This window comes from Enterobacter sp. C3_dUdeg, assembly GCF_057536195.1.
In genome coordinates this window covers 61,471-84,754 of record NZ_BAAKFX010000016.1, presented here as the reverse complement: position 1 = coordinate 84,754, position 23,284 = coordinate 61,471, and the positions used below count along the sequence as shown (strand labels likewise).

The 23,284-nt window shown below is 42.1% G+C and carries 21 protein-coding genes and 3 pseudogenes; 18 read left to right on the top strand and 6 right to left on the bottom strand.

All coding sequences use genetic code 11. The features are described 5' to 3' along the window. Positions 1 to 16: 16 nt before the first annotated feature. The 14 genes and pseudogenes from pilO2 to AC27FC_RS21955 all read left to right on the top strand — a co-directional run bounded on the left by pilO2 (position 17) and on the right by AC27FC_RS21955 (position 14,806). Entirely contained in the window at positions 17 to 1,321 is a 1,305-nt protein-coding gene (gene pilO2 / locus AC27FC_RS22020) for a type 4b pilus protein PilO2 (protein ID WP_487160395.1), read from the top strand. Further along, positions 1,318 to 2,016: a hypothetical protein gene (locus tag AC27FC_RS22015; protein WP_487160394.1), complete on the top strand. Its 699-nt coding sequence runs from the start codon at positions 1,318 to 1,320 to the stop codon at positions 2,014 to 2,016. The genes pilO2 and AC27FC_RS22015 overlap by 4 nt, the downstream gene beginning before the upstream one ends. A 35-nt stretch (positions 2,017 to 2,051) precedes the next feature. Next, positions 2,052 to 3,659, top strand: a complete 1,608-nt coding sequence (locus tag AC27FC_RS22010; protein WP_487160393.1) for a GspE/PulE family protein — start codon at positions 2,052 to 2,054, stop codon at positions 3,657 to 3,659. A gap of 6 nt (positions 3,660 to 3,665) precedes the next feature. Then, on the top strand, positions 3,666 to 4,838 hold the full coding sequence (locus AC27FC_RS22005; RefSeq protein WP_487160392.1) for a type II secretion system F family protein: 1,173 nt from the start codon (positions 3,666 to 3,668) through the stop codon (positions 4,836 to 4,838). Between the two features lie 51 nt (positions 4,839 to 4,889). After that, a complete protein-coding gene (locus tag AC27FC_RS22000; RefSeq protein WP_487160391.1) occupies positions 4,890 to 6,047 on the top strand; it encodes an ATPase, T2SS/T4P/T4SS family in 1,158 nt (385 codons plus the stop codon). 7 nt (positions 6,048 to 6,054) lie between these two features. Continuing rightward, entirely contained in the window at positions 6,055 to 6,834 is a 780-nt protein-coding gene (locus tag AC27FC_RS21995) for a prepilin peptidase (protein ID WP_487160390.1), read from the top strand. A 71-nt stretch (positions 6,835 to 6,905) separates the two neighbouring features. Next, entirely contained in the window at positions 6,906 to 7,286 is a 381-nt protein-coding gene (locus AC27FC_RS21990; protein ID WP_487160406.1) for a lytic transglycosylase domain-containing protein, read from the top strand. Positions 7,287 to 7,356: 70 nt separating this feature from the next. Next, the gene (locus tag AC27FC_RS21985; protein ID WP_487160389.1) at positions 7,357 to 7,896 is read left to right on the top strand and encodes a hypothetical protein; all 540 of its coding nucleotides are present in this window, start codon (positions 7,357 to 7,359) and stop codon (positions 7,894 to 7,896) included. Between the two features lie 91 nt (positions 7,897 to 7,987). After that, complete coding sequence (locus tag AC27FC_RS21980) at positions 7,988 to 9,352, top strand: type II secretion system protein (RefSeq protein ID WP_487160388.1); 1,365 nt, start codon at positions 7,988 to 7,990, stop codon at positions 9,350 to 9,352. A 42-nt stretch (positions 9,353 to 9,394) separates the two neighbouring features. Next, a complete protein-coding gene (locus AC27FC_RS21975) occupies positions 9,395 to 10,345 on the top strand; it encodes a PulJ/GspJ family protein (RefSeq protein ID WP_487160387.1) in 951 nt (316 codons plus the stop codon). A 49-nt stretch (positions 10,346 to 10,394) separates the two neighbouring features. Beyond that, positions 10,395 to 11,366 carry a hypothetical protein gene (locus AC27FC_RS21970; RefSeq protein WP_487160386.1) on the top strand — a complete coding sequence of 324 codons (972 nt, stop codon included), beginning with the start codon at positions 10,395 to 10,397 and terminating at the stop codon, positions 11,364 to 11,366. 193 nt (positions 11,367 to 11,559) lie between these two features. Beyond that, a pseudogene (locus tag AC27FC_RS21965) lies at positions 11,560 to 12,589 on the top strand (DDE-type integrase/transposase/recombinase); the annotation flags it as partial. After that, positions 12,566 to 13,537, top strand: a pseudogene (locus AC27FC_RS21960) (IS3 family transposase); the annotation flags it as partial. The pseudogenes AC27FC_RS21965 and AC27FC_RS21960, both read left to right, overlap by 24 nt. A 330-nt stretch (positions 13,538 to 13,867) precedes the next feature. Beyond that, complete coding sequence (locus tag AC27FC_RS21955) at positions 13,868 to 14,806, top strand: STM4504/CBY_0614 family protein (protein WP_487160385.1); 939 nt, start codon at positions 13,868 to 13,870, stop codon at positions 14,804 to 14,806. A gap of 359 nt (positions 14,807 to 15,165) precedes the next feature. Here AC27FC_RS21955 and AC27FC_RS21950 read toward each other — a convergent pair whose 3' ends face one another. After that, positions 15,166 to 16,599 (bottom strand): hypothetical protein, encoded by a 1,434-nt coding sequence (locus AC27FC_RS21950; RefSeq protein ID WP_133059448.1) that lies wholly within the window; start codon positions 16,597 to 16,599, stop codon positions 15,166 to 15,168. Positions 16,600 to 16,823: 224 nt separating this feature from the next. On the opposite strand from AC27FC_RS21950, the gene AC27FC_RS21945 reads away from it, so the two are divergent. Further along, complete coding sequence (locus tag AC27FC_RS21945) at positions 16,824 to 17,813, top strand: tyrosine-type recombinase/integrase (RefSeq protein ID WP_487160384.1); 990 nt, start codon at positions 16,824 to 16,826, stop codon at positions 17,811 to 17,813. A 526-nt stretch (positions 17,814 to 18,339) separates the two neighbouring features. Here AC27FC_RS21945 and AC27FC_RS21940 read toward each other — a convergent pair. From AC27FC_RS21940 to AC27FC_RS21920, 5 genes and pseudogenes are all read right to left on the bottom strand, one after another. Further along, complete coding sequence (locus tag AC27FC_RS21940) at positions 18,340 to 18,630, bottom strand: hypothetical protein (protein ID WP_487160383.1); 291 nt, start codon at positions 18,628 to 18,630, stop codon at positions 18,340 to 18,342. Between the two features lie 30 nt (positions 18,631 to 18,660). Next, on the bottom strand, positions 18,661 to 20,349 hold the full coding sequence (locus AC27FC_RS21935) for a pyridoxal phosphate-dependent decarboxylase family protein (protein ID WP_487160382.1): 1,689 nt from the start codon (positions 20,347 to 20,349) through the stop codon (positions 18,661 to 18,663). A gap of 411 nt (positions 20,350 to 20,760) precedes the next feature. Continuing rightward, on the bottom strand, positions 20,761 to 20,952 hold the full coding sequence (locus tag AC27FC_RS21930; RefSeq protein ID WP_487160409.1) for a hypothetical protein: 192 nt from the start codon (positions 20,950 to 20,952) through the stop codon (positions 20,761 to 20,763). Positions 20,953 to 20,962: 10 nt separating this feature from the next. Continuing rightward, positions 20,963 to 21,241: pseudogene (locus AC27FC_RS21925) on the bottom strand (hypothetical protein); the annotation flags it as partial. 401 nt (positions 21,242 to 21,642) lie between these two features. Beyond that, positions 21,643 to 21,855, bottom strand: a complete 213-nt coding sequence (locus tag AC27FC_RS21920; RefSeq protein WP_487160381.1) for a hypothetical protein — start codon at positions 21,853 to 21,855, stop codon at positions 21,643 to 21,645. A 206-nt stretch (positions 21,856 to 22,061) separates the two neighbouring features. On the opposite strand from AC27FC_RS21920, the gene AC27FC_RS21915 reads away from it, so the two are divergent. From AC27FC_RS21915 to AC27FC_RS21905, 3 genes are all read left to right on the top strand, one after another. Further along, positions 22,062 to 22,364: a type II toxin-antitoxin system HigB family toxin gene (locus AC27FC_RS21915; RefSeq protein WP_487160380.1), complete on the top strand. Its 303-nt coding sequence runs from the start codon at positions 22,062 to 22,064 to the stop codon at positions 22,362 to 22,364. A 5-nt stretch (positions 22,365 to 22,369) separates the two neighbouring features. Beyond that, complete coding sequence (locus AC27FC_RS21910; RefSeq protein ID WP_029403836.1) at positions 22,370 to 22,729, top strand: helix-turn-helix domain-containing protein; 360 nt, start codon at positions 22,370 to 22,372, stop codon at positions 22,727 to 22,729. Positions 22,730 to 23,080: 351 nt separating this feature from the next. Continuing rightward, a complete protein-coding gene (locus AC27FC_RS21905; protein ID WP_487160379.1) occupies positions 23,081 to 23,263 on the top strand; it encodes a thermonuclease family protein in 183 nt (60 codons plus the stop codon). The last annotated feature ends 21 nt before the right edge of the window (positions 23,264 to 23,284 follow it).

Here is a 23,284-nt window from a genome sequence, read left to right as displayed (position 1 = left end):
GTCAGAGAAATAATTCATGAATGTTCAAACTGACACTAGTTCGGCCGAAGAGCAATTGGGCGAACAACTGCAAGGTGTGGTGGCTATTGGGCGTCGACGATACGCAGTAAGTCTTATATGGAATCAGTCAGAAAGCAGTAAGCCGCTTGCAGCTGAAGCAAAAGAAGCTGCAGAGCGAATGGGGTGTTCACTTTTTGCAATTAGGCCAGGGAAAGGCCGTTGGAATGATCAGTTTGCAATTGCCGATGTTAATTTAGGACATAAAGCGGGGTTACCTTCGCTGGCGGTAGCATTGGCTGAAGAGCTAAACGTATCATTATTAGCTGTTTGGCAACTTTCAGAGCAGGTCTGGTGGTTAGTCGGGATTAATCAAGATGGCTCTATCCTCTATGATAGGGCAGTCGCGGATGCTCATGACATACAACAAGATTTCTTAGAAGCTCTTACTACAGTTGAGTGGGAAAAAATATTCTGTCCATCAGAATGGGAGATACCTAAAACTGAACCACCACCACCACTTAATGGAAACATAAGTAAAGGTAAAGTTCGTATTCGACCTGTAAAAGTCAATAAGCTTCGAATAGTTTTAATAGCCACATCTGTAGCTGTGATTATAGGAGGTGGACTTTTTGCTTACGAACAATATCAGGATCATTTACTCGAACTCAAAATGATAGAGGAAAGTAAAAAAAAGCGCACTGGTTTCGCATTAGATAATGATATTGAAGTTCCACCAATGCCATGGGCAGGAAAACCACTATTCAATTTAGCTTTGGTTCAGTGTATCAGAGATCTAGCTAAATATGCTGAAGAAGCATCACAGATACCTGCATGGGAACGTGAGGAAGGTACCTGCGATGGTAGCGTAATTGACTATAGATTAAAAAGTACTGGTGGCACAGAGGTTTGGCTCAATATCATGGCAGAAAGACTGCCAAGTAAACCTACTTCTGCTTCAGCAAATGGAACTGAAGGAAATATTTCATGGAAATTACCGGAACTTCCTACTTATCCACCTAATAGCCCTGGAGTTCCGTTGCGAAAAACGCAGGAGTATTTAACAGTTGAGCTAGCAGAGCTTTTTATACCAATAACTTTTAGTCAGCCAGTGAATGAATTGTTTTGGCTTAAGATGGAGTATTCTCTTAATAATATCCAAGAGCTTCCTTCTTTAGTTACAATATTTAGCAAAATACCAGCCTCTATTATCAAGAGCGTATCTTACAATCCGACATCTAAGCGTTGGTCGTTGGAAGCAGAAGTTTATGAGCGAAGAAAACCAACACCACAAGAAATCGAAGCATTAAGGAACAAGAAATGAAAACATCAAAGGTAAAAATTACAAGCTTATCTGACAGAACAAAAAATATAATTTTTGGTCTTTCTTTCCTTTTACTACCTTTTCAAACAGTCTATGCGGAACAAAAAGAATATCAAAATGAGCAGCAAGAGGGTGGAAATAGTGATCCTAAAAGCTCGTATACACCATCTGTTATAGATATATCAACTCTTTCAGATGAACAGAAGAAAATTCTAGAGTCCCTTCCTCCTGAAACACTTAAGCAGATGGAAGAGGCATATACAGCTGTTCAGCAAGCTTCTAATTCCACATCAAGTGAGAAAATGCTTCAAGACGGGAAATTGAACTTCGAGAATGCTATACCTGATATACCCCAGTCTTTACCTTATGTGAATGACCTAGAAGCAATGAAAAGAGAGCAGCGAGAAATATTGCAACTTAAGCAGAAAATTGACACTGAGAGGCTTCGGGCTGAACTACTAAGGGTACAGGGCGTTGCCGGAACTGAGGATTCAAGCCCTTATGCTATAAATTTGACCGGAATTAACAAAGACCTGAAGGCTAAAGTTTTCATACCTGTTTGGGGTGAGCTAAAAGTACAAAAGGGCGATATATTACCCAATGGACATAAAGTCTTAGATATAACAAACGATGCAGTTATATTAACTAAAGGTGAAGAAAGTTTGCAGTTACCTTTCTACGCACGTCCTAAATAAATGATATTAAGACAATAATGATAAGGTAAGATAATATGTCAGTCGCTAGGCCAAAAAAGCGGGAAGCATCAAACAATGATATACAGGTATGGTTCAGTAATACTGATAGTATTGTTTCAAGGTTAGGTGGCCCCGTTGAACTATCAGAAGCACAGCGTCGCATGGCGCTGTTGTTTTCAGATGGTGTGCTTCTGGTAGACATTGAACAGAAAAATAGTCCGCAAATACTCGCTGTTCGCGAAATTGCAAGGCGGAAGGGATATTCTGTTACATCAATAGTGCCAGTAACGATGGATATATTGAGACAGCTATATGAGGAATCAGCCCGACAAGGTCCTGAAAGAATAGCCCCTCAAGTTACTCCAATGCAACGTGAGTGGCTGGAGTTATTGCAGGAAGCTGTGAATCTCGCAGTTAGTGATGTTCATATATTTATTAATACTTTTGAAGCTGATATTAAATTTAGAATCCGTGGTGAGATGAGTATTATACGGCAGATTTCAGCATCATATGCTCATGAATTAGCTGCAGCCGCATATAACATGGCAGATGCGTCAGACTCAACATATCGATTATATGATTATCAAGCAGCACGTATATCTTCGAATAGTGCCCCGTTGCCTAAGGGGCTTCAATCTGTTCGATTACAGCTTAATCCTATGGGTAACGGTGGACGATACTTAATTGGAAGATTGCTGTACGCGGAAGATCGCTGGGTTACTGAAAACAAAAGGACTCTTGAATCTACGGGAATGCATCCTGCGCATTTAAGAGATATGGCAAGGATGCGTCTGGTACCAGAAGGTATTAATATTATATCAGGACCTACTGGGTCAGGAAAATCAACCACATTAAAAATGTCACTCGAAGAACTTTACCTTGAGAGACGTCAAAAAATTAACATTCTAACTATTGAGGACCCTCCTGAATACGAAATTCATGGAGCAGCACAACTACCAGTAACAAACGTGGACAGTGACGAAGAAAGGGGGGCTGCTTACCGTAAAGCTATTGTTGCCGCTTTGCGTTCTGACCCTGATGTAATAATGCCTGGCGAAGCCCGCGACCGAGAGGTCATAAATCTTGTATTTACCGCAGCAATGACTGGCCACCAAGTGTGGACATCATTACATGCGAACAGCGCTATGGCTATCTTCGACCGTTTAAAAGATCAGGGTGTTGAACCATACAAACTCACAGATCCAGATTTACTTACAGGTTTAACAGCTCAACGACTTATAAAGCAGCTTTGTTCTTCTTGTTGCCTTAAAATTAATGAAGAAAACTATCAAATAATGTGCATTGAGTTGCCAGGATTCAAAGAGGTCAGCCAAGATTTCATTTCAGATATACGAATAGCAGATCTCCAGGGCTGTGAAAAATGTAGTGGTGGTTACTCTGGCCGCACGGTAATAGTTGAAACACTTTGCCCTGATCTAATTTTTCTTGATTTTATGCATAGAGGCGAGCGAGTCAAAGCTTTACAACACTGGCAAAACCATCTTGGCGGAATCACTATGATGGAACACGCCTGGCTACACATGATATCCGGGAAAGTAGATCCACGTGATGTCGTTGACAGATTAGGTCCTTTCAAAGGTCTAGATATTCAACGGCAGACAACTCTAATTCATATGAAGTAACAAACTATGTTTAAAAACTTTTTTAAAAATAAAAGAAGTGTATTTTCAAAACTTGAAGATTCCAAGTCAAAAGACTTAAAAAGCAATAAAATCGTCGATGACTATATACTTACAGGACCGGATCGATTTTTGGCTAAATTTTCGATGAACGGCAAAGCACGAATGAGTATATATGAAAAACTTGGGAAATTTATTGGGAATGGCGTGCCTATGACGCAGGCTCTCGGTGAAATTTACACACATCTTACAATGGATGGTAAAAAGCCGAAAAATCCCAAAGCGCGCATAGTTAATCAATGGCGTAGGGCTGTACTTAATGGCCAATCATTTTCTCGTGCACTTGAAGGTTGGGCTCCAGCAAATGAGATATCGGTTTTGGAAGCCGGTGAAATTTCAGGTCGTTTTGAAAAAGCAGCTCAAGATGTGATATTTATATATCAGTCTGGACGACGTATTAAATCAGCGTTGGCAGGACTTATTTATCCTTTAGTGTTAATAGGAACAACGATTTTATATCTTTATATATTTGGTAATGAGGTTATTCCATCATTCGCAGCAATATTACCAACAGAACAATGGACTGGCACTGGAAGTACTCTTGCGGGACTATCTGATTTTGTCCAAAATGGATTACTTATCACATTGATAACTATTGCTGTAATAATTACGATAATGTTAACTACTCTTGGTCGGTGGACAGGGAAGTTTAGATCGCGCGTAGACAAAATTCCGCCATGGAGTATTTACCGATTAGTTATGGGGTCCAATTTTCTAATTTCATTGGGAGCTTTGATGGGAGCGGGAATATCTGTTCCTGATGCGTTGCAAATTATTTCAAGAAATGCTTCACCTTGGTATCGTGAACGTGTTATCGCTGCCCGTCAAGAAGTTTTGAACGGGGCAAGAAATATAGGAGATGCATTGAATCGTACTGGTTATGAATTCCCTAGTTGGGAAATGATAATAGACATTCGTGCATATGCTTCGTTAGCTGGATTTGAGGATATGTTAGATAAATTATCTAAACAATGGCTAGATGATGCTGTTATTGCAATAAGTAAACAAATGGATGTTGTGCGGAATATTGCCATAATAGTTATGGGTTTATTATTTATGTGGATTGCTGCAGGCATGTTCGACCTCCAACAACAGATTAGTGATGCTGCGCGAAGAGGCTAGTGTTTAACATCAACAAAGTATATCCAATTATATTAAAATCTGAGGTGAATTGTGTCTTTCTTTAAATCTTCAAAACATATTAATTCTCCGTTTGGCAGTAAAAATTCAGGAGGCAATGAATTTAGCCCAACCAATTCCTTACAACAAAACTTGTCAATAAATAAGGATTTACAAAATTCATCTCCAGATAATAAAATTACACTGCAACCTCATGCAAAAGAAGCTGACCATTCTCATATTGTAAATGGAAAGCTTCATGAAATTGAGTTTTCTGACCTGATGCTTTGGCCCGATGGCCGTGCTTTTCTTCGTCATACTGTCGGTTACCGTGGGCCAATTATTAGTGTTCCGCAAGGATTTATGAATGATGTACAAAGTATACTGGATGAAATAAATAGTAAGGATCGTGGAAAAGAGTTCTTTCTAAAACATGAAGGCATACCATATCGTGTTGCGCGTATCGAAACTATTAATGGCCCAGGATATTTTTTACGGAGACCAAAATTTCCAATACCTAAAATTGACTCGCTTGGCCATTTGCCAGCTGTTGTTGAAACCCTTCTAAATCTCGGCAGGAAATCGGGGATGATTCTTATAGCAGGTGCAACCGGCTCAGGTAAAAGTACTACAATGTATTCTTTGCTTAGTGAATTAGTAAACCAGAATGGTGATATTGCAGTTGCTGTAGAAGACCCACCAGAGATTCCAGTTCAGGGTATTTTTGGCGAACGTGGGCAAGGACTGTGGTACCAAATTGATGCAAACGCTGTCGGAGGCTTTGAAACTGCAATGATAGCTGCGATGCGATATAATCCTCGTTATATTATGCTAGGAGAAATCAGAGCACCAAAAGTAGCTAATGAAGCTATCCGCGCAGCAGTTAATGGTCACCTTGTATTGGCAACTATTCATGGCAGCTCTTTAACTGGTGCAATTATGGCCTTACAACAGATCGCAGCGGCAGGTACAGGGTCACAAGAGCTTGCTCGTTCCATTCTCGCTGATGGACTGGCTGCGGTACTTCATCAAGAATTAATCCCAGATCCAGAAAATATTGGACGCCGAAAACTACAAGCTGAAATGCTTTGTTTTGGGCGCGATCACGGATTAAGGGCAAAAATTCGTGCTGGTAAACTAGAACATATCAGCACTGACATTGAAACACAGCGTTTAAAATTATTAAAAAATGAGTTTCCAGTTGATTTATGAGGTATCCATGAACTCTTTTCTTTTATTAGCAGAATTACCAAAAAATAATTTACTTTTTATTGCAATGTGGATTGGTGCTTGTTTAACCAGCTTCGGACGCGTTGCTGTCTATAGATTACCACATCAGTTAGGTTGGAGAGATAACCCTGAACCAAACCTCACTCTATTTCAGCCTCATTCAAGATGCGAAAGTTGTAATACTAGGATATCGGTTTTCTTTCTCCTACCAATATTAGGATGGTTTTTTGCGAAAGGGCAATGCCCTTCATGTAAAACACGTATATCCGCCTTACATCCAATAATAGAAATTATTGGCGGGATTGGCTGGGTATCAGCATTGCTTTACTTTGGATTCACACCAGAAGGTTTTTGGGCGTGTTTTTTGTGGCAAATTTTATTATTCTTAGCTGAAATAGACTGGAGAGAACATTGGTTACCGGCAGTAGTTACATTTCCTTTATTCTGGATTGGCTTATTATTCTCACCGTTTACGGAATCTGTTGAAGAACGAGTCTTGGGTTCCTTTATTGGGTTTACAGCCATGTGGTTAAGCATGGTCGTCGTCACCTATTTTAAAAAAATAGACGTTTTTGCCGGAGGTGATATTGCATTAGCATGTTCTGCAGGTGCATGGATTGGTATTGACAAGATTCCTCTTTTTTTATTCATTACAGCAGTGATATTTATTCTAATAGCGCTTCCGGCAAGGATGAAAGGTAAAATGATGGTTCCAATGGGACCTGCGTTAGCAATTGGTTTTTTAACATGCATTGCTCTTTGTAAATAAACAATATTTTTATTCGAGTTTTCTTTTGGTAAATAATTATGACCTTAACTTCAGTTCTGGTTTCTTGTGTGATGGAAGCGGCTTTTATATATGACCTACCTCCTAAATTAGTAGTTTCAATCATCAAGGTTGAGGGTGGGAAAATAGGATTGGTTTCTAAAAATAAAAACAAAACAGAAGATTTAGGAATTATGCAAATAAATACTGGAGCTTGGTTGAATCTTGTTGCCCGAGCTCATTTCAACGATAATCGTGCTCTTGCATATCGAGAATTACGTGATAATGGTTGCTATAACATTCATATAGGAAGTTGGATCTTACGACGCTCAATTGATCAGTCAAAAGGCGACTTCTGGCATGGTGTTGGTCGTTATCATTCAGCGACTCCGGTACATAACATCCGTTATCAAGCCAAAGTAAGACATGCATGGACGAAGTATTTCCCTGAATGAAATTAGCATAATAATAAATTTTTTTACTTAAACACCTCCATTTTTATATAAATTCTAATAGGAAAACAAAATGTGGTTAATGATTTTACCTATGATGTTGATAACGGTTTTAATACCTTTTCTGCTACTTGCTAAAGATATGAGAATTGAGCAAAACAGCACAAAGGGGTTACATTTTGCTCAAATGCTTAAAATATACCATGAAGCAACTGTGGAAAAAATTTCACGCCATCCGCCTCCTGGTGGGACTTCCTGGATAGACGATGTTAAGTTATTCTTACCATCCAATATAAAGAATGGTCCATTTTGGATGCAAACTACAGCAGGCAGACCTACACCTATCGACTCGGCATTATACAAAAATGGTAGTATCTGTGAAGTAATATCGTTTCTTAAAACTACTGAAAACACAATCTCTCTAGAAAATGCAAGTTCAATCTTGTCAAAAATATGGGGGGAACAACGTGTTTCTAGGGCCGGCATATATAATTTTGACACTAATGGGTTCGTTGATTTCTCTGGTGTTAACATAAGTTTGATTAATTTTCAGGTACAACTGCCACGTGAACTGAATGGTATTCCTGTTATGTATACTAAAACAGGTTGCTAGAATTTAATTAGATGTGTAAATTCATTTTTTCATATGAATATGGTTTAAATTACAACCCCCACTTTGAATAAGTTTATTGAGGTAAAAGTTGATGAGTTCAACGAAAAATAAAATCAACCTAGAATCTGGTTTTACTTTGATTGAAGTCAGTATTGCTCTAATTCTTATAGCATCAGTAATAGCTGGTATATTTGCATTCATGCAATCAGGTAATCGAGAACTGGAATTAAGGAATGATGCAAAAAAGCTTAACGTTATCACAGATGCAGCAAAAGACTATGTTCTTATTCAACGAGAAAATGCATCTAACTCTTCAAATGCTGGCACATTACTTCCTGGGGTTAATGATAGCTCTCTATCAATTAGTGAAGTCCCTTTAGAGCTATGGTCATTATACCTGCCAGAAGGTACAGGAATTTCAATAAGCCAGAAAGATAGTGAGAGCTATAGCGTTCGGCTGTTTTCAAGAAATTTTAGAACTATCCCTGCCTCTCCAACTAGCGTAAGCTATCCTCTTGCTTTTTTAGTATTTACAAGTAATGAAACCCCCTATAATACATTAGATGGTGAAAAATTAAGTACATTTTCAAAGTACTTAGTAAAATACATAACTGCAAATGATACCTCTGCATCAACGATCACTGGCCCTAATAATAGCTGGAGTATCACTAAACCAGCAAACTTAACCCTAAGGGCTGGCGATTATGTTGTCCCAATTTTCTTACCTCCACTTTTAGAGAAAACTGATAACTATACTGGTTTAGAATCATTCAGAGGAAAAGAATGGCGTCAGCTTGCAGACCCAACTTACTACAGGCCAGAACGTAGATGTACATTCTGGTTAATTTGGTGTTTTAATTGGGTTACTGTCCAAGTGCCTGTAACATTCCCTCCTTCAAACTATGTACCTTCATATCCTATGGTTGCTTCGGTTCTTTCAATTGTTCCTACAACTTCCCTTATTGGAAAATTTGGAATCCCTGGAGCCCCATCGTTATCCATGGGTCTTGTGAATATCGCGCATCAGACAGTACGTGAAGTAACAATTAATTTTGGAAGAGATAATGGATTCCATACTTCAGCAAGAGTTATTGGTTTTGACCCACAAAACGGTCCTGATCGCGGTTCAATGGTACGTAAAGTCGGTGTGAACTATACAAATGATACTGGTATGCCAATTATGATATCTGTTACAGCGAATCATGAAGATAGCATGACAAAGGCTCATTGCAGTGGTCCTTTCGATTGTATGTGGATGGAAATGCAATATCTTACAGGTCGTCGAGATAATTCCTCTCTCAGGTTAACAGTGGATGGAATTACAATCGCCACTGAATCTATTATTGATAGTTCAGGCTCAATGATTTCACCTATTGAGGCAATAATCCCACCCAACAGTACATATAGAGTCGACACTCATTACTCTCGACTTGTTTCATGGGCTGAGTTGCGCTAATCCCTAAAAATGGAAATTCAATTTTAATAGTGAAAATAAAATATGTCAGATAATATGATTAAACCATCAAGATCAAAACAATTTTTCCAGCAAGGACTTACGTTAATTGAAGTTTCATTAGCGTTAGTTTTCAGTGCTATAATTATTGCCTCTACCGTCTTTTATATCAAAAGTCTAAACGAAAGCAAAGTATTGCGTAGTGAGGCTGAGAAATTATTGGAGTTAAGCATTGCAGCTGAGGGATACGCTAAATCCAGACAAAGGCAACTTTTATCTTCTTTACCGCCTATAGGTATTTCAGTGAACAACTTCAAAAATATTGGAATCAATGAATTAAAAGAGTCGGGATTTTTACGTTCAAATTTCCCTAACACTTTAGGTAAAAACAATCAGCAATTTGAAGTAAGATTACAGCATGTTCAAACATCAACAATGGAAGCAGAAGACCGAAATTTTAGAAAGCTTGTTATCTGGACTTTTACTAGAAATGGAGAACCTTACACCATAAATCAAGTCAGCGAACTAACAAAGACTCTGGGTAGTGACGCTGGCTATACGTCGAGTGATGGCTCTCAAATACAAGGTATCGGAGCTAGCTGGCAAGTAGCAAATGGTATTAACTTAAGGCCTGGTCACCCAGTCCTAAGAGTTTCCATTTCTCAGCTTAATGCAGCTCAGAACAAAAAGTGGACATGGATAGATGTAAAAGGCTCGCGGCATAATGAGCGTCAGTATCGAAATGCAAGCGGAGAACCAATGATGATATCTATTGCAAATAATAACCCGCATTCATTTTTGTCTTATAGCAAATGTGCTTTCGTTTTCACCGGTATAGAAGCTAACTTAAAACGTAGCCATTCTAATTGCGCCATTATGAATGGCGGCGGACATAGTAGAAGCAGTTTCTTTTTAGTTGAGGCCAAAAAGTCATACTCTTTCGCTGGGCCGGGTACGCCTATGCATTGGTACGAATATAGGCCTGTTACACAGTAAATGTAATTAACTCACGTTCTTTTTACCTTTTTTACTAATGAGATTTGTTATGTCTTCAAAAGATAATTCGAAATTGAAATTGAAATTTGAAACAGGATTGACTTTACTTGAAGTCGCCCTCGGTCTTATCATTATGGCGATCGTGCTTGTAGGGATTACAGTATATCGAAGTAATGTTACTGAAGAATTAAAACTTCGCAATAACTCTAAGTACTTAAACGTCTTGGCTGATGGCTTTTCTGCCTATTTAGAATATGAAAGAAACAATATTCTTAGCGCAGCAACATCAGCTTCAACTTTTCCATTAGTAGTTGACGTCCCTATACAGTTATTAAAAGACAAGCTATTTCTCTCAGGAATAGTAAGTAATACATTCGGAAATGGACGCTCTGTCGAATTTAAAACTAGGGTTGATAGAGATGCTTCTTCTCCCGGTGGCTTTTCTGTACAAGGTATCATGCTTACTAAAGGTGGTGAACGATATTCTGTTAAAGAACTCGGAATGCTTTCCAGTATGGTTAAAGGTCTGCCAGGATATGTTGACAATCTTAATATTAACGTAATTTCTGGCGTGAATGGCTCATGGCAATATAACAGAAATTCATGGCCTGGTGTTTCCTTCGAAGACGGTCAGCTAATAAGTTTGTTTTCTGGCGATGACTCTGTTTCTAAGGGGATTGGATTTAATCAACGCTGGCAAGCGGTAGCGAGTAGTGGTGTTAACGACACAGACAAAACAATGATGATTATCGCTAATGCTGATTTTATAATTCCATGGTTCCTTAAAATTGGTAATGCTGTTGGCACACCAGTGGGAATATTCCCAGGTTCTTTTTGTTTGTCTATCAATGTTGGAAGTAATTCAAATATAGGAGAAACATGTATAAGTAATAATCTGTTCGATTATAAAGTGACAACCAAAGCATTGGTCCCTCCTGGTGAAAGCTACACTGTACGAGCCAACAAAGAGTTTGTATTCGTTGGTAGTCCAAGAGTAACGCAGGTTTTCGCCTTGAAATAGCGCATCTAATTAACGGGCATTAATTTTATTAATGCTTCATTTAATCTTGCGTGAAAGCATTTATAGACCCATCAAATAAAAAACTCATGCTCTCTGGATTTAGCATGCTAGGACTAGGCCCCATGACCTGATTTCCGCTTTTTGTATACTCCAATAGGAGTAATTTATTAATCAGCAACATGAGGGCATCCCTATGAAGAAGCATTTTCCGACTACAGATCATCAGTATTCTCCGTGAGGCTGAAGCCAAGCTTTCTGTTCGGGAACTCTGCCGCAAGCACGCTATTTACGACGACACTTTCTACACTTGCCGCAAGAATTTTGGTGGGATAGAAGTTCCCGCGGTAAAGCGGCTTAAGTTGCTTGATAAGGAGAACACCCTACTCAAGAAGTTACTTGCCGAAGCCACTCTGGATAACGAGTCTCTTCATGTGGTTATTGGACGAAAGTAATGACGGCTGGCCAGAATCGGGAAGCAGTCGTGGTGATGTTCGATGCGATCGGTCTGTCGCAACTTGGTACTTGCAGGATTACAAGTTTGTTTCCCTCGACCCGCCGTTATGATGTTCAGCGTCCATCTGCTGAAGGATATTTATCAGTGCCTATCACTGAGCTGGCGCTTGAACGCCTGCGGCTTGGTTATCAGCACATCCGTCAGGAGAGACTTCACGTCAATAATAAACGGTATACCGCATTTACCACCTAAATCGATTGGCCTTAAAACGCAGACGAGGCTGTAGAGGCCTGGCGACCTGACGGTTTCCGCTTCTGTGCTCGGATGCACCGAACCTGACTTGGTCGATGGATTTTGTTATGGACGCATTGGCCAAAGGTAGCAGGTTTAAGTGCCTGAACTGCATGGATGGTTTCACGAAGGAGTGTCTGACGATTACCGCCGCATCCGAGATTTCAGGCGTGCAGTTTACGTGTATTCTGGACCGTATCGCGTTGACTCGGGGGTATCTGGCGAGGATAAGAACCGATCAGGTACCGAAGTTCACCAGCTGTGTACTGGATCAATATGGCTTTGAACATGGTGTGGAACTGCATCTTATCTAGGCGGGCAAGCCGGCACAGAACGGATTTACTTGGAAGATTCAGTGATTAGTGCCTCAACGAGCACTGGTTCAGCGATATTATTCATGTTAGCAATTCGATACTGTCGGCAGGATTATAACGAGTGCCGTCCACATTCTTTGATGATTTTCCAACAGATAACGGAGAGCGGTTATTCCGTTACCGAAGTATCTGACCCTCACAGTCTCCATAAGTGGTTACGGGCTATTAAACCCGATGACAGCGAACAGCACGCCCGGGGTTTACTGGAAGCCAAAAGCGAGATCCTTAAACTACGGCGCATCTGAAGAAGAACGGGATATCCTGAAAAAGGCCACGCGGTACTTTGGAAGGGAGCCTGACTGAAGTACCGCTTTATCAATGAACACCGCACTGTATGGGGTGTCATAACGATGTGTCGGGTACTGAATATCGCCCGTACCGGGTTCTACGCGTTGCTGCACAACCCGCTCCAGGCACGTGATCAAGATAACCAGCGTCTGCTGATGCTTATCCGTGACTCATATTCACTGAGCGGAGGTGTATACGGTTACCGCCGTGTTCATGGCGATCTGAACGAAATCGGTGAAACCTGCTGCAAAAACCGGGTAGGTCGTATTATGCAACTGAACCGGATTAAAGCCGTGCGCGGCGTTATGGCATCCCGCCGTATCGCAGGCTGACCTTCCGTTGTTGCCCCTAATCGCCTGCAGCGGCAGTTTACTGTTACCCGGGCCAATCAGGTCTGGTTCACCGATATTACTTATATCCGCACCAGGGAGGGCTGGCTGTATCTGGCGGTGGTTATCGATCTCGTCGCCCGTAACGAGATCGGCTGGTCGATGAAACCTACATTGTCGCGCGAGCTGGCACTCGACGCGCTGATGATAGCGCTCTGGCGACGTAAACCTGACGGCGAGGTTATCGTACACTCATACCAGTGCAGCCAGTACGACAGCGACGACTCGAAACGGTTCTGTCGGGCAAATAATTTGGCACCGAGCCTGAGCCGGCGTGGCAATTCCTGGGATAATGCGGTGGCCGAGTCGTTCTTCAGTTCACTGAAAAAAGAACGGGTCAGAAAGCGTATCTATAAAAACCGGGATCCTTCAAAGGTAAAAAAGGGTGGCACAGGATTCCGCCTAACGGTAAGCAATTGAATAATATATGTTAAATCCATGAATTTAACATAATCTTTGTTATGCGAACCAATATTATAGTAGCTAAATTGAGATGTCCGTCTCTGACCAAATAGACATGTCCGCGCTACAGTCTTACCACAGCGATCACTGCTTTCAAAGGATTGCTTCAATGATATGATAAATAGAGGAAAGCCTTGAGAAGTCTGGGTACATTTCGGATTCCACAGAACTCCAAACCGCTTAGCGGAGGGGATTCGTACAACATACCGCAGTCTGTCGGAATGAGCAGAAAAAGGGTCAAAGATGGCAATAATTGAACTGTATTCCACTAGGAAGAAGAATAATGGTGGGAACACTGATGTTTACCAGTATGATGAATTATCAGAAAAACTAAAAACACAGATACTGCAAATTCTATTCGACATCTTAGACAGGTACTCTGATAATCGCCGAAGTTATCATGATGATAATGAATATGATTTTTTGCGTAATGCTTTATGTAGAGAATATGGCCGATTCACGTTGAATAATGAAAATAATGCTCGTTCGGATCTTATCGGCTGGTTCCTCAATAAAGCAGATACTGATGAGCAACTTGACTTTGTTGAACTAAGCTTTAGATATTTAGAACTTGTTGTTCAAAAAGATTCATTCAATTATATCGATGATAGAGGAAACCGGTTATCTCCACGAAAAATTAAAGATGCTATCGAAGAGCTTAATCACAGAATTAAAGAGGATGCTACTGGTTATCAATATATCGAGTCCACTATCATTCGTGTAGATTCACAATATATTCATAGTGATGTTGTTAAGCTCGCCCTAACTTTGCTCAGAGAATCATATTCTTATGAAGGAGCGTCCGATGAGTTCCTTTCCGCTCACGAACACTACAGGCATGGAAGTTATAAAGAATGCCTTGTTGACTGTCTGAAGTCTTTTGAAAGTTTAATGAAAGCAATTCATATTAAAAGAAGCTGGCATTTTGATCCTAAAAAAGCCACCGCTAAAGATCTGATAAATGGCTGTCTCAAAAATGGATTGATTCCGCAATATCTACAAAACCAAATGAGTGCTATTAATAATATGCTTGATTCAGGCATTCCTACAATACGGAATAAGGAAGCTGGTCATGGGCAAGGAGCTGAGGTTAGTCAAGTAGAAGAACACCTCTGCAGCTATATGATTCATATCACTGCCAGTGATTTATTATTTTTGGCTGAATGCGAACGGAGCATGTAATTAATTTTGTACAATCGCGTTATGCTAAAGAGGTCGTTGCGTAAGATCTTTTCGCAGCGGCCCTTTCAATATATTTTCATTTGTAATGCGCTAATGATGAGACAATTCTAATGAACATTTACATGGTTGTAGCAGCAACTTGTACCGTCCGAACTTTGGCTATGATAATATTCCCGTCACTTAGATTCACCATCGAGTGATTCTGATAACAGCTCACGCAGAAAATCCTTCAGGATGTCATTGAACGTAACCTGCTCCTAGATCAAGCTGAGAAAATTCTAAATAAGAATTCAAATTAATTTATATTTGATTTCTACTTTAATTTATATAAAGTGGCACTAACTGTGCCACTCTTTTTATTACTCAGAAAAAGTCTCTGCTGAAGGTCTCGCTATGTCGCTCTTCTTTTTGGGTAACTGTGGGAATACAACCCTGCCTACAGTTTTAAATATTGATTGTCTGCATTTCTTTGCAAAAGATTTGTTTTTATTTTCTTTAAGATATTTAGCAATTAAAAACAGGTCTGGCGTAAATATTAGTGCTGTTGAGCTGGCTTGTGCTGAAGCGATACATTTATCGGTAAATGGTTCCTTTCTGCTTTCGATAGGTTCTAAACGATAAGGATTTCCAAACAATACTGATTTGGCTGGTACCATAACTTCATCGCGCTTAAGATCCTCATGTATATTAAGTGCTATTTGTCGAAGTTTATCTATGTTAATTGCTTTGTTATCTTTGCCTTCGGCCTCACCGATAAATCGTCCTTCTTCAGAAACGAAAACAGCATCAAATTCAGACTCGCCATTATCAAATTGTGAAACACTGAAACCCATTAGCATCAATGACTCAATAATAGCATGCTCAAGTGGCTTGCCTTTTTCAAACAGAAGATTTCTAAGGCGGGCAAGATCTTTTGTTTGGCTTAGTATCTGCTCCTTTTCTTTCTGGATGGCCTGTATCTTCTCTTCTACTTTCAAAAGACTCTCAAAGGCAGTAATTTCTTGTTTTAGCATGAACTTTTCAGACTCAACCCAATTTGGTGGAGGAGTTATATCCCCGCTTGAGTTGATCAATTTTGCCATTAATACCACTTCTCGTATCAGTTCTTTAGCAAACAACTCACCTTTACTTGTCCATTCATTTTCATCATTTATGAATTCATCCTGATAAAAATTCATGTCTGGTAATAATAGCAGCGCTCCATTGCTATTATCACTCCGAATTAACGAACCAACTTCTTTATCTCCGTTTTTTGTGAGTATCAATTTCGTTGTATTATTAGATTCAATAGTAACAGTATAGGTTGATTTAGCAGAAAACTGTTTCCAGTAAGATGATACTATCTGAGAACCATTATTTGAAAGTTTCATTTCCCTACCCTTTCCGCTTGTTAGCGCTAATTCACAGGGAACAAACTGATAGTTATCATAACTTGTTACTATTCTTGTCACCTTTTGATTTCTGCCAGTTCCAGATGTGCGTTTTTCTCCAGTAGCTATAGAAACAGGTGTTTTATCACATAAATAAACTATTACTAATTTCCCATGCTCTACGGCTGTTTTAATTTCTCTACGCCAGTGCTCAGACTGAGCTTTTAATTTAAAGGAGTCATTATCTGATAAACAGGGGTTTCCTTGGAATGTCGACTCCTTCCTATTGATATAACTATATATATCAGGTCTTATAAGAATAACATCCCAGTCTAAAAGAGAAATGTTGTTATCAAAAGAACTGTATTCTGCACTTTCGTCAGCCAGATCAAAACCTATCGTAAGAATTTTTTTTTGTGCCATATATGTTCTCTCACAAAATCGATTTTTAACAAAGTTGATTTTCTAGTCAGTTGCTATGCATAGCATGAAAGTATAAACGTGAGCAAAAAGTATAATACGGATTATTCTACTTATTAAAATGTATCTTTGAAAAAGTAGACTTTCTGCGATACGCTTTGACAGTATCATTACCCTTACTTTTCACGCTGCGCGCCGGTCCCTTTCCGGCCCGGACGGAGCCCAGAATGACACTCTTGCCAGACGATGACCCGGAGCTCATCCTGTCACCTGCGGTCATTCCCCCGGTCAGGGAATTCCTGCCGGCGCTGTCCGGTGATAATGCCCCAGTCAGCCCCGCCCGGGCCTACCTGCTTTCCCTGAACTCCCCCCGCAGCCGGCAGACCATGGCCTCCTTCCTCGGTATCGTTGCCGGGATGCTCGGCGCCGGTTCCCTGGACAGCTGCAGCTGGGGCAGCCTGCGGCGCCATCACGTGATGGCCGTGACCGAGCTTCTGCGTGACTCAGGCCGGGCCACGACCACCGTCAACACCTATCTTTCAGCGATCAAGGGCGTGGCGAAGGAAGCCTGGATGCTCAGGCTGATGGACGTGGAGAGCTTTCAGCACATCCGGGCGGTGCGTAACCTGCGCGGCAGCCGTCTTCCGCGCGGGCGGGCCCTGCCGGTGGAAGAAATCAGGAAACTGTTCGCAGTGTGTGACACCGACAGTAGTAGCCTGGGCACCCGGGATGCGGCGATGCTGGCGGTCATCCTCGGCTGCGGCCTGCGACGCTCGGAGGCCGTGGGGCTGGATTTGATTGACGTTGTCACAGATGAGCGGGCGCTCAAGGTGCTGGGTAAGGGAAACAAGGAGCGGCTGGCCTATATGCCGGCCGGGACATGGCAACGGCTGCAGGTGTGGATTGACCAAGTGCGGGGAGAATATCCGGGCCCCCTGTTCACCCGTATCCGCCGCTTCGACACCCTGACGAATGACCGGCTCACCGACCAGGCAGTGTACCATATTCTGCTGGTCCGGCAGAAACAGGCCGGGATAGCAAAGTGTGCGCCGCACGATTTACGTCGAACCTTTGCGACCGCAATGCTGGATAACGGCGAGGATCTGATTACGGTGAAGGATGCAATGGGCCATGCCAGCGTCACCACCACCCAGCAGTACGATCGCCGCGGTGAAAACCGTCTTAAATCGGCCCGTGACAAGTTTATCCTGTCCTGAACTCTGCTAATCGGCTCGCTACAGATAATAGCTTAACATTATGTGAAGTTGTTATCTTGGTGGCATGACAGCTTCTGACGCGATTTCTTACTCCTGATCGCCTGACGCGGGGTTAATGCCGGAACCGGATGACGGCACCTAATCGCAGAGAGCCGATGCTACCACTGAATAGCAATATGTTTCCCTGCCAGTCAGATTCTCTGACGGAATGACAGCGCCGGCGACAGTAATAACCCGAAACCCGGCGTAACGACCACGTTCATAACATAACAAATTTATAATCGTTATTGTTCAGAGCTCCATTATTTATGGAAGAGAATATTGCTACACGCACCACTTATCAATTAGCGTTAAATTCACATTCGTCCTAGAGGTAAAAATTGATATAGCAAAAAACAAAAAATTCAGGTATCGTTAAAATCAACCGGCCGCTTCGTTTTCCTTCCTAACCGGGGTGGTTTGGAGCCGCGTCGCGGCCGGGTTCCCTTCTCAATATTAGATGGCGCGTTTTTCCTAAATCCCTGAGTTACTTCACTTCACTTAAGTATACCTTGTTGTCGGTTTTATTATGAATGCAAATAAGTCTTATTTTATTTTTGCTCTCCGTTGACTCACCTTCCAGCAGTAAGCCAGTCACGCCAGCTTCATCAGGAAAAAGTATCGGTTCTGAGATATGCTCTTTTTTTATTCCGGCAGAAGACAGACACTGCTGTTCCATCTCTCTGAAATAGTCGTTCCAGCTTTGATCTGATGACGATATAGCATTGTATGAACAGAAAAAGGTAACGAGTAAAACCGCAGTTTTTCTTTTGTACATAATATCTCTCTGATACTAGATTATGAAATGTTAGCGGATAGGTCTGGAAAAATGGCTATGACCAGTAGTCTTTTGTCCTCTGCGCATGCGCATCTGGAAATCAATGAACTGACGGGCGATAAGCGATACGATTTCATACCACTCTGTGTCCCGGCGCTGCGTCATCGGATAAAGCAGGAAAGCCGTGGTCACGTTTTGCGGATCGCTCTTAATACGATATCCCGGGACGATGCTGAACAACGGCAAATCATAACCTGCATTCACACGCGCCCAGCAATCCTCCATGAAGCAGACAGCAAGCTCCTCCCGTGAGGAGGCAAGGGCAATGACATCAGGATCAAAAGGAATGTCGAACACCACCTCCCACCCGAGGCTGGCACCGTTGAGCACATGAAATAATCCATGGCGTTCAATAGCGCGGGTCAGTGCATTACGTGCTTGATGAAGCTGGATAAGGTAGTCCGCATATCCCTGCCGTCCAAGTTTACGGAGGTTTATCCAGGCAGCAAGAATTCCCTGTGCAGGACGCGAATTTTCAAGGGTGTATCGGTATGCACGGAAATGGCCATATTGAAAGTCATTGTCACTGTAACAGTAACTGCCATCACCAAGCTCATCCATAAAACGGCGATCCCTGGAAACAAAGAAACTGCTCGCATACGGGCAAAGCCCGTTCTTATGAAAATCAATTCCCATAGAATCAAAGGCGCTCAGGCCGCGCAGACGATAATGTACCTGGGCAATCCTATCCCTGATTTGCGGACAGGAAATCCGCGACACAGATTTTTCGTTAGCAACCTCATATAGGCTTAGATACAGCCAGCCTATAACACTGTCCAGATGTAAATAGGGACGCGTTTCCAGTCCCTTTTCTTTCGTGAATTCCTCCGCTATCTCAAGAACCTCACACGTATCTTCACAGCTGAAATTAATCGTTGTGCCCCCGCTGCAGATGATGGCAGCAACTCTGCGGCCTTGAGTATGCTGTTCCGTCAGTGTCTTACGTAACGCCTCTGCACACATTCGCCCTTCACGATTCGAAGCAATCCGTAAACAGTTAAGGGTGCCCACGCCAAGCAGACTTGCAGCGTGTTCAACACAATAATGGGCCCCGTCGCTGCATAAAATAACAATGTCACCCGGCACGCCCGCTGAGGGGGAGTCCGGAGCGATTCTGCTAAGCGCTGATTTTATTGCATATAAGATTGTTAATTTTCCACCGTTACAGGCGATACCCATTGCATGTTCCCAGCCCGCCCAGCGACCTATGCAGCGCGCCACACGCTGCTCTGTCAGCAATGCCTCTCCCCCGAAAGCATCCATCATGCTATTGATATTGTATGCGGTAGCCAGCCATGCTCCTGCTGTTGCAGCAATAGCAGGTTTCGGCACCATATTAAACAGAAAGTTATGTGATTCAGGACGTACTGCACCGCGGAAAAACCGGGCAACGTCATTAAGCAGCTCAGCTTCACTGACGGGCCCTTCATCCGTGGTATCTTCCAGTGCCTCAAAATACGAGAACGGCTGTGCCGGATACTTTGGGCCAGTAGCCTTCAGTGCATCGGGAGCATAGCTCAGCCCCTGCAGCATGGACTGACTGATACGTGCATCCTGCTGAACGTGGCGATGCAGGACCTGAACATAATCGATCAGTGCATGCATTTGATCAGATTCTGCGGATAGTGAGGTTTTCTCAATAAACTGTAAGTGGTTCATGATGCTTATTACGTATCCTTTTTATTTTTCATCAGCAATTTTATATCTCCAGACATGTCAAGACGATGTTTAATTCACTCCACAGGTTAACCTTCAGGCAAACAATAGAAGGATAAAAATTCATTAGCGGACTCGCTTTTCATTCCAACATATACAATGACAGGCCAAAATAAATCTTTTATGTTTCGGCACATCTTAAAAAACATATCTTCCCGGTCAGAGGGATATCTTTACTCTGGCAGTCATTCCTTTTACTAACTGAAAAATTAAAACCAGAAGTTACAATTGAAAAACAACCACCGGATATTATCAACACTATAAAGATCGCTTTCTTTTAAGCCTTTATCAGGAAAATTACTGTTGTGATATTTTAAAAACTGTACCCTCCCCCCATAACCCATGTTCCGGCTTTCAGAACTGCTCCGTTTTTTCGGCATCTGGATTTCTGAGGAATTCATAAGAGGTATCGAAAGACCAGTTTTTTAAAGGAGCCAGTCTCACTCCGGCCCCCCAGGTAAAAAGAGTTATCACTACCGGATGCTTTTGAATAATTTGCTCTATCATGAGAGATGCCGGCAAGGCCATAAATACTTGCCGTTTCATTGATGTACCAGGATGGCCCCACCATGGCTGATAAGTGCGAAATTCTGCCTTTTGAATTTCTTTTTTTCACATGCAAATACTGAGATGTACCTGATATCGATGTTATTAACAACAGTTTTTTCGTGGTATTTTCGATGTTATATTTCATGTTAAACTCGGGAGAGTTACCAGATATAACGCCAGTGTAGTAAAAGTTAGCATAGCCCAAGGAAAGGATGTTTTTAATTTCCGAAGCATTAACTGAGCATGACAAAATCAGGCACAATACCAAAAATGTACACTTTCTCATTTTGTTTAACCTTTCTTTTAGTAAAATCTCGAGTACATAATTGAAAACTCCGATGCGCACTAACTCCGCTAAGAATGTAATATGTCTTTTTTAAATGAGGGGTAAACATGACCGACGCCAGTATGTAAAGTTCATAGCTAAAAAGTCTTTATTTGTAAGTATATTTATACAAGGCACTACAGTTTTGCCGCACAGCATATTATCCATACTTGATTACTAAAGAGCATCTAACTCAAGTATAATTTTCCGATGAAAACTGGTTCATATCAATCTCAATCAGATTTAATGAGTCCTGTGTGAGAGTGGAGTGTTCCGTGTTCTGCGCATCTCCTCAACTGACAAAGGATTAAGGCGATTGCATGACAGCCCGGACGCAGCGGGACCATGTCATTTGAACAGCTCTACGGAGCGTCAATTGCCAGGCGGTACATTTCTTCCAGCGCAAGCGGACACCGAAGCGTCAGCGTCTGTTGATCGAAAGCCTCCGTTCCCAGCCTTACATACCAGAATTCATAGAGCATTCTGGATATCAACGTATTATGTCGGCGGCAGTACGCTCTGGCCTGTTCTGTAGCGGTAACGAGTTCGTTCAGCGTCATCTGATAATTCATCATAGATACCTCCAGTGGCACAGGGGAATCCTGAGCCTTGTTTATCCTAGGCTTCTGTCACGACGGCAGGCAGGCAACCAAAAAATATGAAATCACTCAGTACTGGCATAGCCGGCCCTGATACTATGGTATGTATCTTCAGATATATTAAAGTACCATGACGGTACAAAAAACTTGAGATAGTCCTAAAATGGGACTATCTTCATGACATGAAGATAATCGCTATCAAGACACTGAGGGATTTCTGGACGGCGAATCCCGATGCAGAGCAGCCGCTAAAAGCCTGGGTAGATGAGGCCAGTAAAGCTGAATGGAAAACCCCGGCAGAAATCAAAGAACAATACCGCAGTGCCAGTATTCTTAAAAACAGGCGAGTGGTTTTTAATATTAAGGGAAATGACTATCGGTTAATTGTTGCGATTGCATACCAGCGAGGATGGTTGTTTATAAAATTCATTGGTACGCATAAAGAATATGACAAAATAGATGCTGAAACTGTCAGCCTGGAGTAAAACCTATGCAGATTAAACCAATTAAAACTGAACAGGACTATGAAGCCGCGTTACGCGCTGTGGAGCCTATGTTTGATAACGAACCTCCTGCCGATACCCCGGAGGGAGACTTTTTTGAAATCATGTGCGTGCTGATTAATGAATACGAAAACAAACACTTTCCTATCGAAGCCCCGGACCCGATTGAAGCTATTAAGTTCAGGATGGAACAGCAGGGGCTGACGGTAAAAGATCTTGAGCCGGCAATCGGAAAATCTAACCGGGTCTATGAAGTGCTTAACCGCAAACGTAATTTGACGCTGCCCATGATCCGGAAATTACATTCAATGTTTGGCATTCCTTTAAAAAGCCTCGTTGGAGGATAAGCCGAGTTGAAATTTACATGCTTAATAACCGCAATGTATACAACCTGGGATAACGAATAATGAAACGGAAGTTCTGCTCACTGGTCCTGTTCGTTGTGGCGTTTTCGGCCAGTGCAGATATCAGCGGCAGGATTGTGCGCGTGCAGGACGGGGATACTGTTGAGATACTTGAGCCAGGAAACCGACTGACGTGTGTTCGCCTGGCTGGCATCGATGGCGCCGGAAAAGAGTCAGCCCTTTGGCCAGCGTTCCCGTCAGGAACTGTCATCGATGGTGGCTCAGCGGCCCGTAACCGTCACGGGAAGTTAAACGGATCGCTATGGACGCCTGCTGGGTACCCTATGGCTTGGTATGACGGATGTAAATGCCGAACAGGTACGTAAAGGTCTGGCCTGGGCATACCGTTACCACGGAAAACCCGTCCGGCCAGACTACGCTGTTCTGGAGGCCGAAGCCCGCCGTCAGTCAGCTGGACTCTGGTCAGAACCGGGTCAGACAGAGCACTGGCGCTGGCGTAGTCTGCATCAGGATTAGCAAAAAACGAATAAAAATTAA

Excerpts from the sequence above, each read along its gene's own strand:
- pilO2 (WP_487160395.1), top strand. The coding sequence starts at position 17 with ATGAATGTTCAAACTGACACTAGTTCGGCCGAAGAGCAATTGGGCGAA.
- AC27FC_RS22015 (WP_487160394.1), top strand. The coding sequence starts at position 1,318 with ATGAAAACATCAAAGGTAAAAATTACAAGCTTATCTGACAGAACAAAA.
- AC27FC_RS22010 (WP_487160393.1), top strand. The coding sequence starts at position 2,052 with ATGTCAGTCGCTAGGCCAAAAAAGCGGGAAGCATCAAACAATGATATA.
- AC27FC_RS22005 (WP_487160392.1), top strand. The coding sequence starts at position 3,666 with ATGTTTAAAAACTTTTTTAAAAATAAAAGAAGTGTATTTTCAAAACTT.
- AC27FC_RS21995 (WP_487160390.1), top strand. The coding sequence starts at position 6,055 with ATGAACTCTTTTCTTTTATTAGCAGAATTACCAAAAAATAATTTACTT.
- AC27FC_RS21990 (WP_487160406.1), top strand. The coding sequence starts at position 6,906 with ATGGAAGCGGCTTTTATATATGACCTACCTCCTAAATTAGTAGTTTCA.
- AC27FC_RS21985 (WP_487160389.1), top strand. The coding sequence starts at position 7,357 with ATGTGGTTAATGATTTTACCTATGATGTTGATAACGGTTTTAATACCT.
- AC27FC_RS21980 (WP_487160388.1), top strand. The coding sequence starts at position 7,988 with ATGAGTTCAACGAAAAATAAAATCAACCTAGAATCTGGTTTTACTTTG.
- AC27FC_RS21975 (WP_487160387.1), top strand. The coding sequence starts at position 9,395 with ATGTCAGATAATATGATTAAACCATCAAGATCAAAACAATTTTTCCAG.
- AC27FC_RS21970 (WP_487160386.1), top strand. The coding sequence starts at position 10,395 with ATGTCTTCAAAAGATAATTCGAAATTGAAATTGAAATTTGAAACAGGA.
- AC27FC_RS21955 (WP_487160385.1), top strand. The coding sequence starts at position 13,868 with ATGGCAATAATTGAACTGTATTCCACTAGGAAGAAGAATAATGGTGGG.
- AC27FC_RS21950 (WP_133059448.1), bottom strand. The coding sequence starts at position 16,599 with ATGGCACAAAAAAAAATTCTTACGATAGGTTTTGATCTGGCTGACGAA.
- AC27FC_RS21945 (WP_487160384.1), top strand. The coding sequence starts at position 16,824 with ATGACACTCTTGCCAGACGATGACCCGGAGCTCATCCTGTCACCTGCG.
- AC27FC_RS21940 (WP_487160383.1), bottom strand. The coding sequence starts at position 18,630 with ATGTACAAAAGAAAAACTGCGGTTTTACTCGTTACCTTTTTCTGTTCA.
- AC27FC_RS21935 (WP_487160382.1), bottom strand. The coding sequence starts at position 20,349 with ATGAACCACTTACAGTTTATTGAGAAAACCTCACTATCCGCAGAATCT.
- AC27FC_RS21930 (WP_487160409.1), bottom strand. The coding sequence starts at position 20,952 with ATGAAACGGCAAGTATTTATGGCCTTGCCGGCATCTCTCATGATAGAG.
- AC27FC_RS21920 (WP_487160381.1), bottom strand. The coding sequence starts at position 21,855 with ATGATGAATTATCAGATGACGCTGAACGAACTCGTTACCGCTACAGAA.
- AC27FC_RS21915 (WP_487160380.1), top strand. The coding sequence starts at position 22,062 with ATGAAGATAATCGCTATCAAGACACTGAGGGATTTCTGGACGGCGAAT.
- AC27FC_RS21910 (WP_029403836.1), top strand. The coding sequence starts at position 22,370 with ATGCAGATTAAACCAATTAAAACTGAACAGGACTATGAAGCCGCGTTA.
- AC27FC_RS21905 (WP_487160379.1), top strand. The coding sequence starts at position 23,081 with ATGACGGATGTAAATGCCGAACAGGTACGTAAAGGTCTGGCCTGGGCA.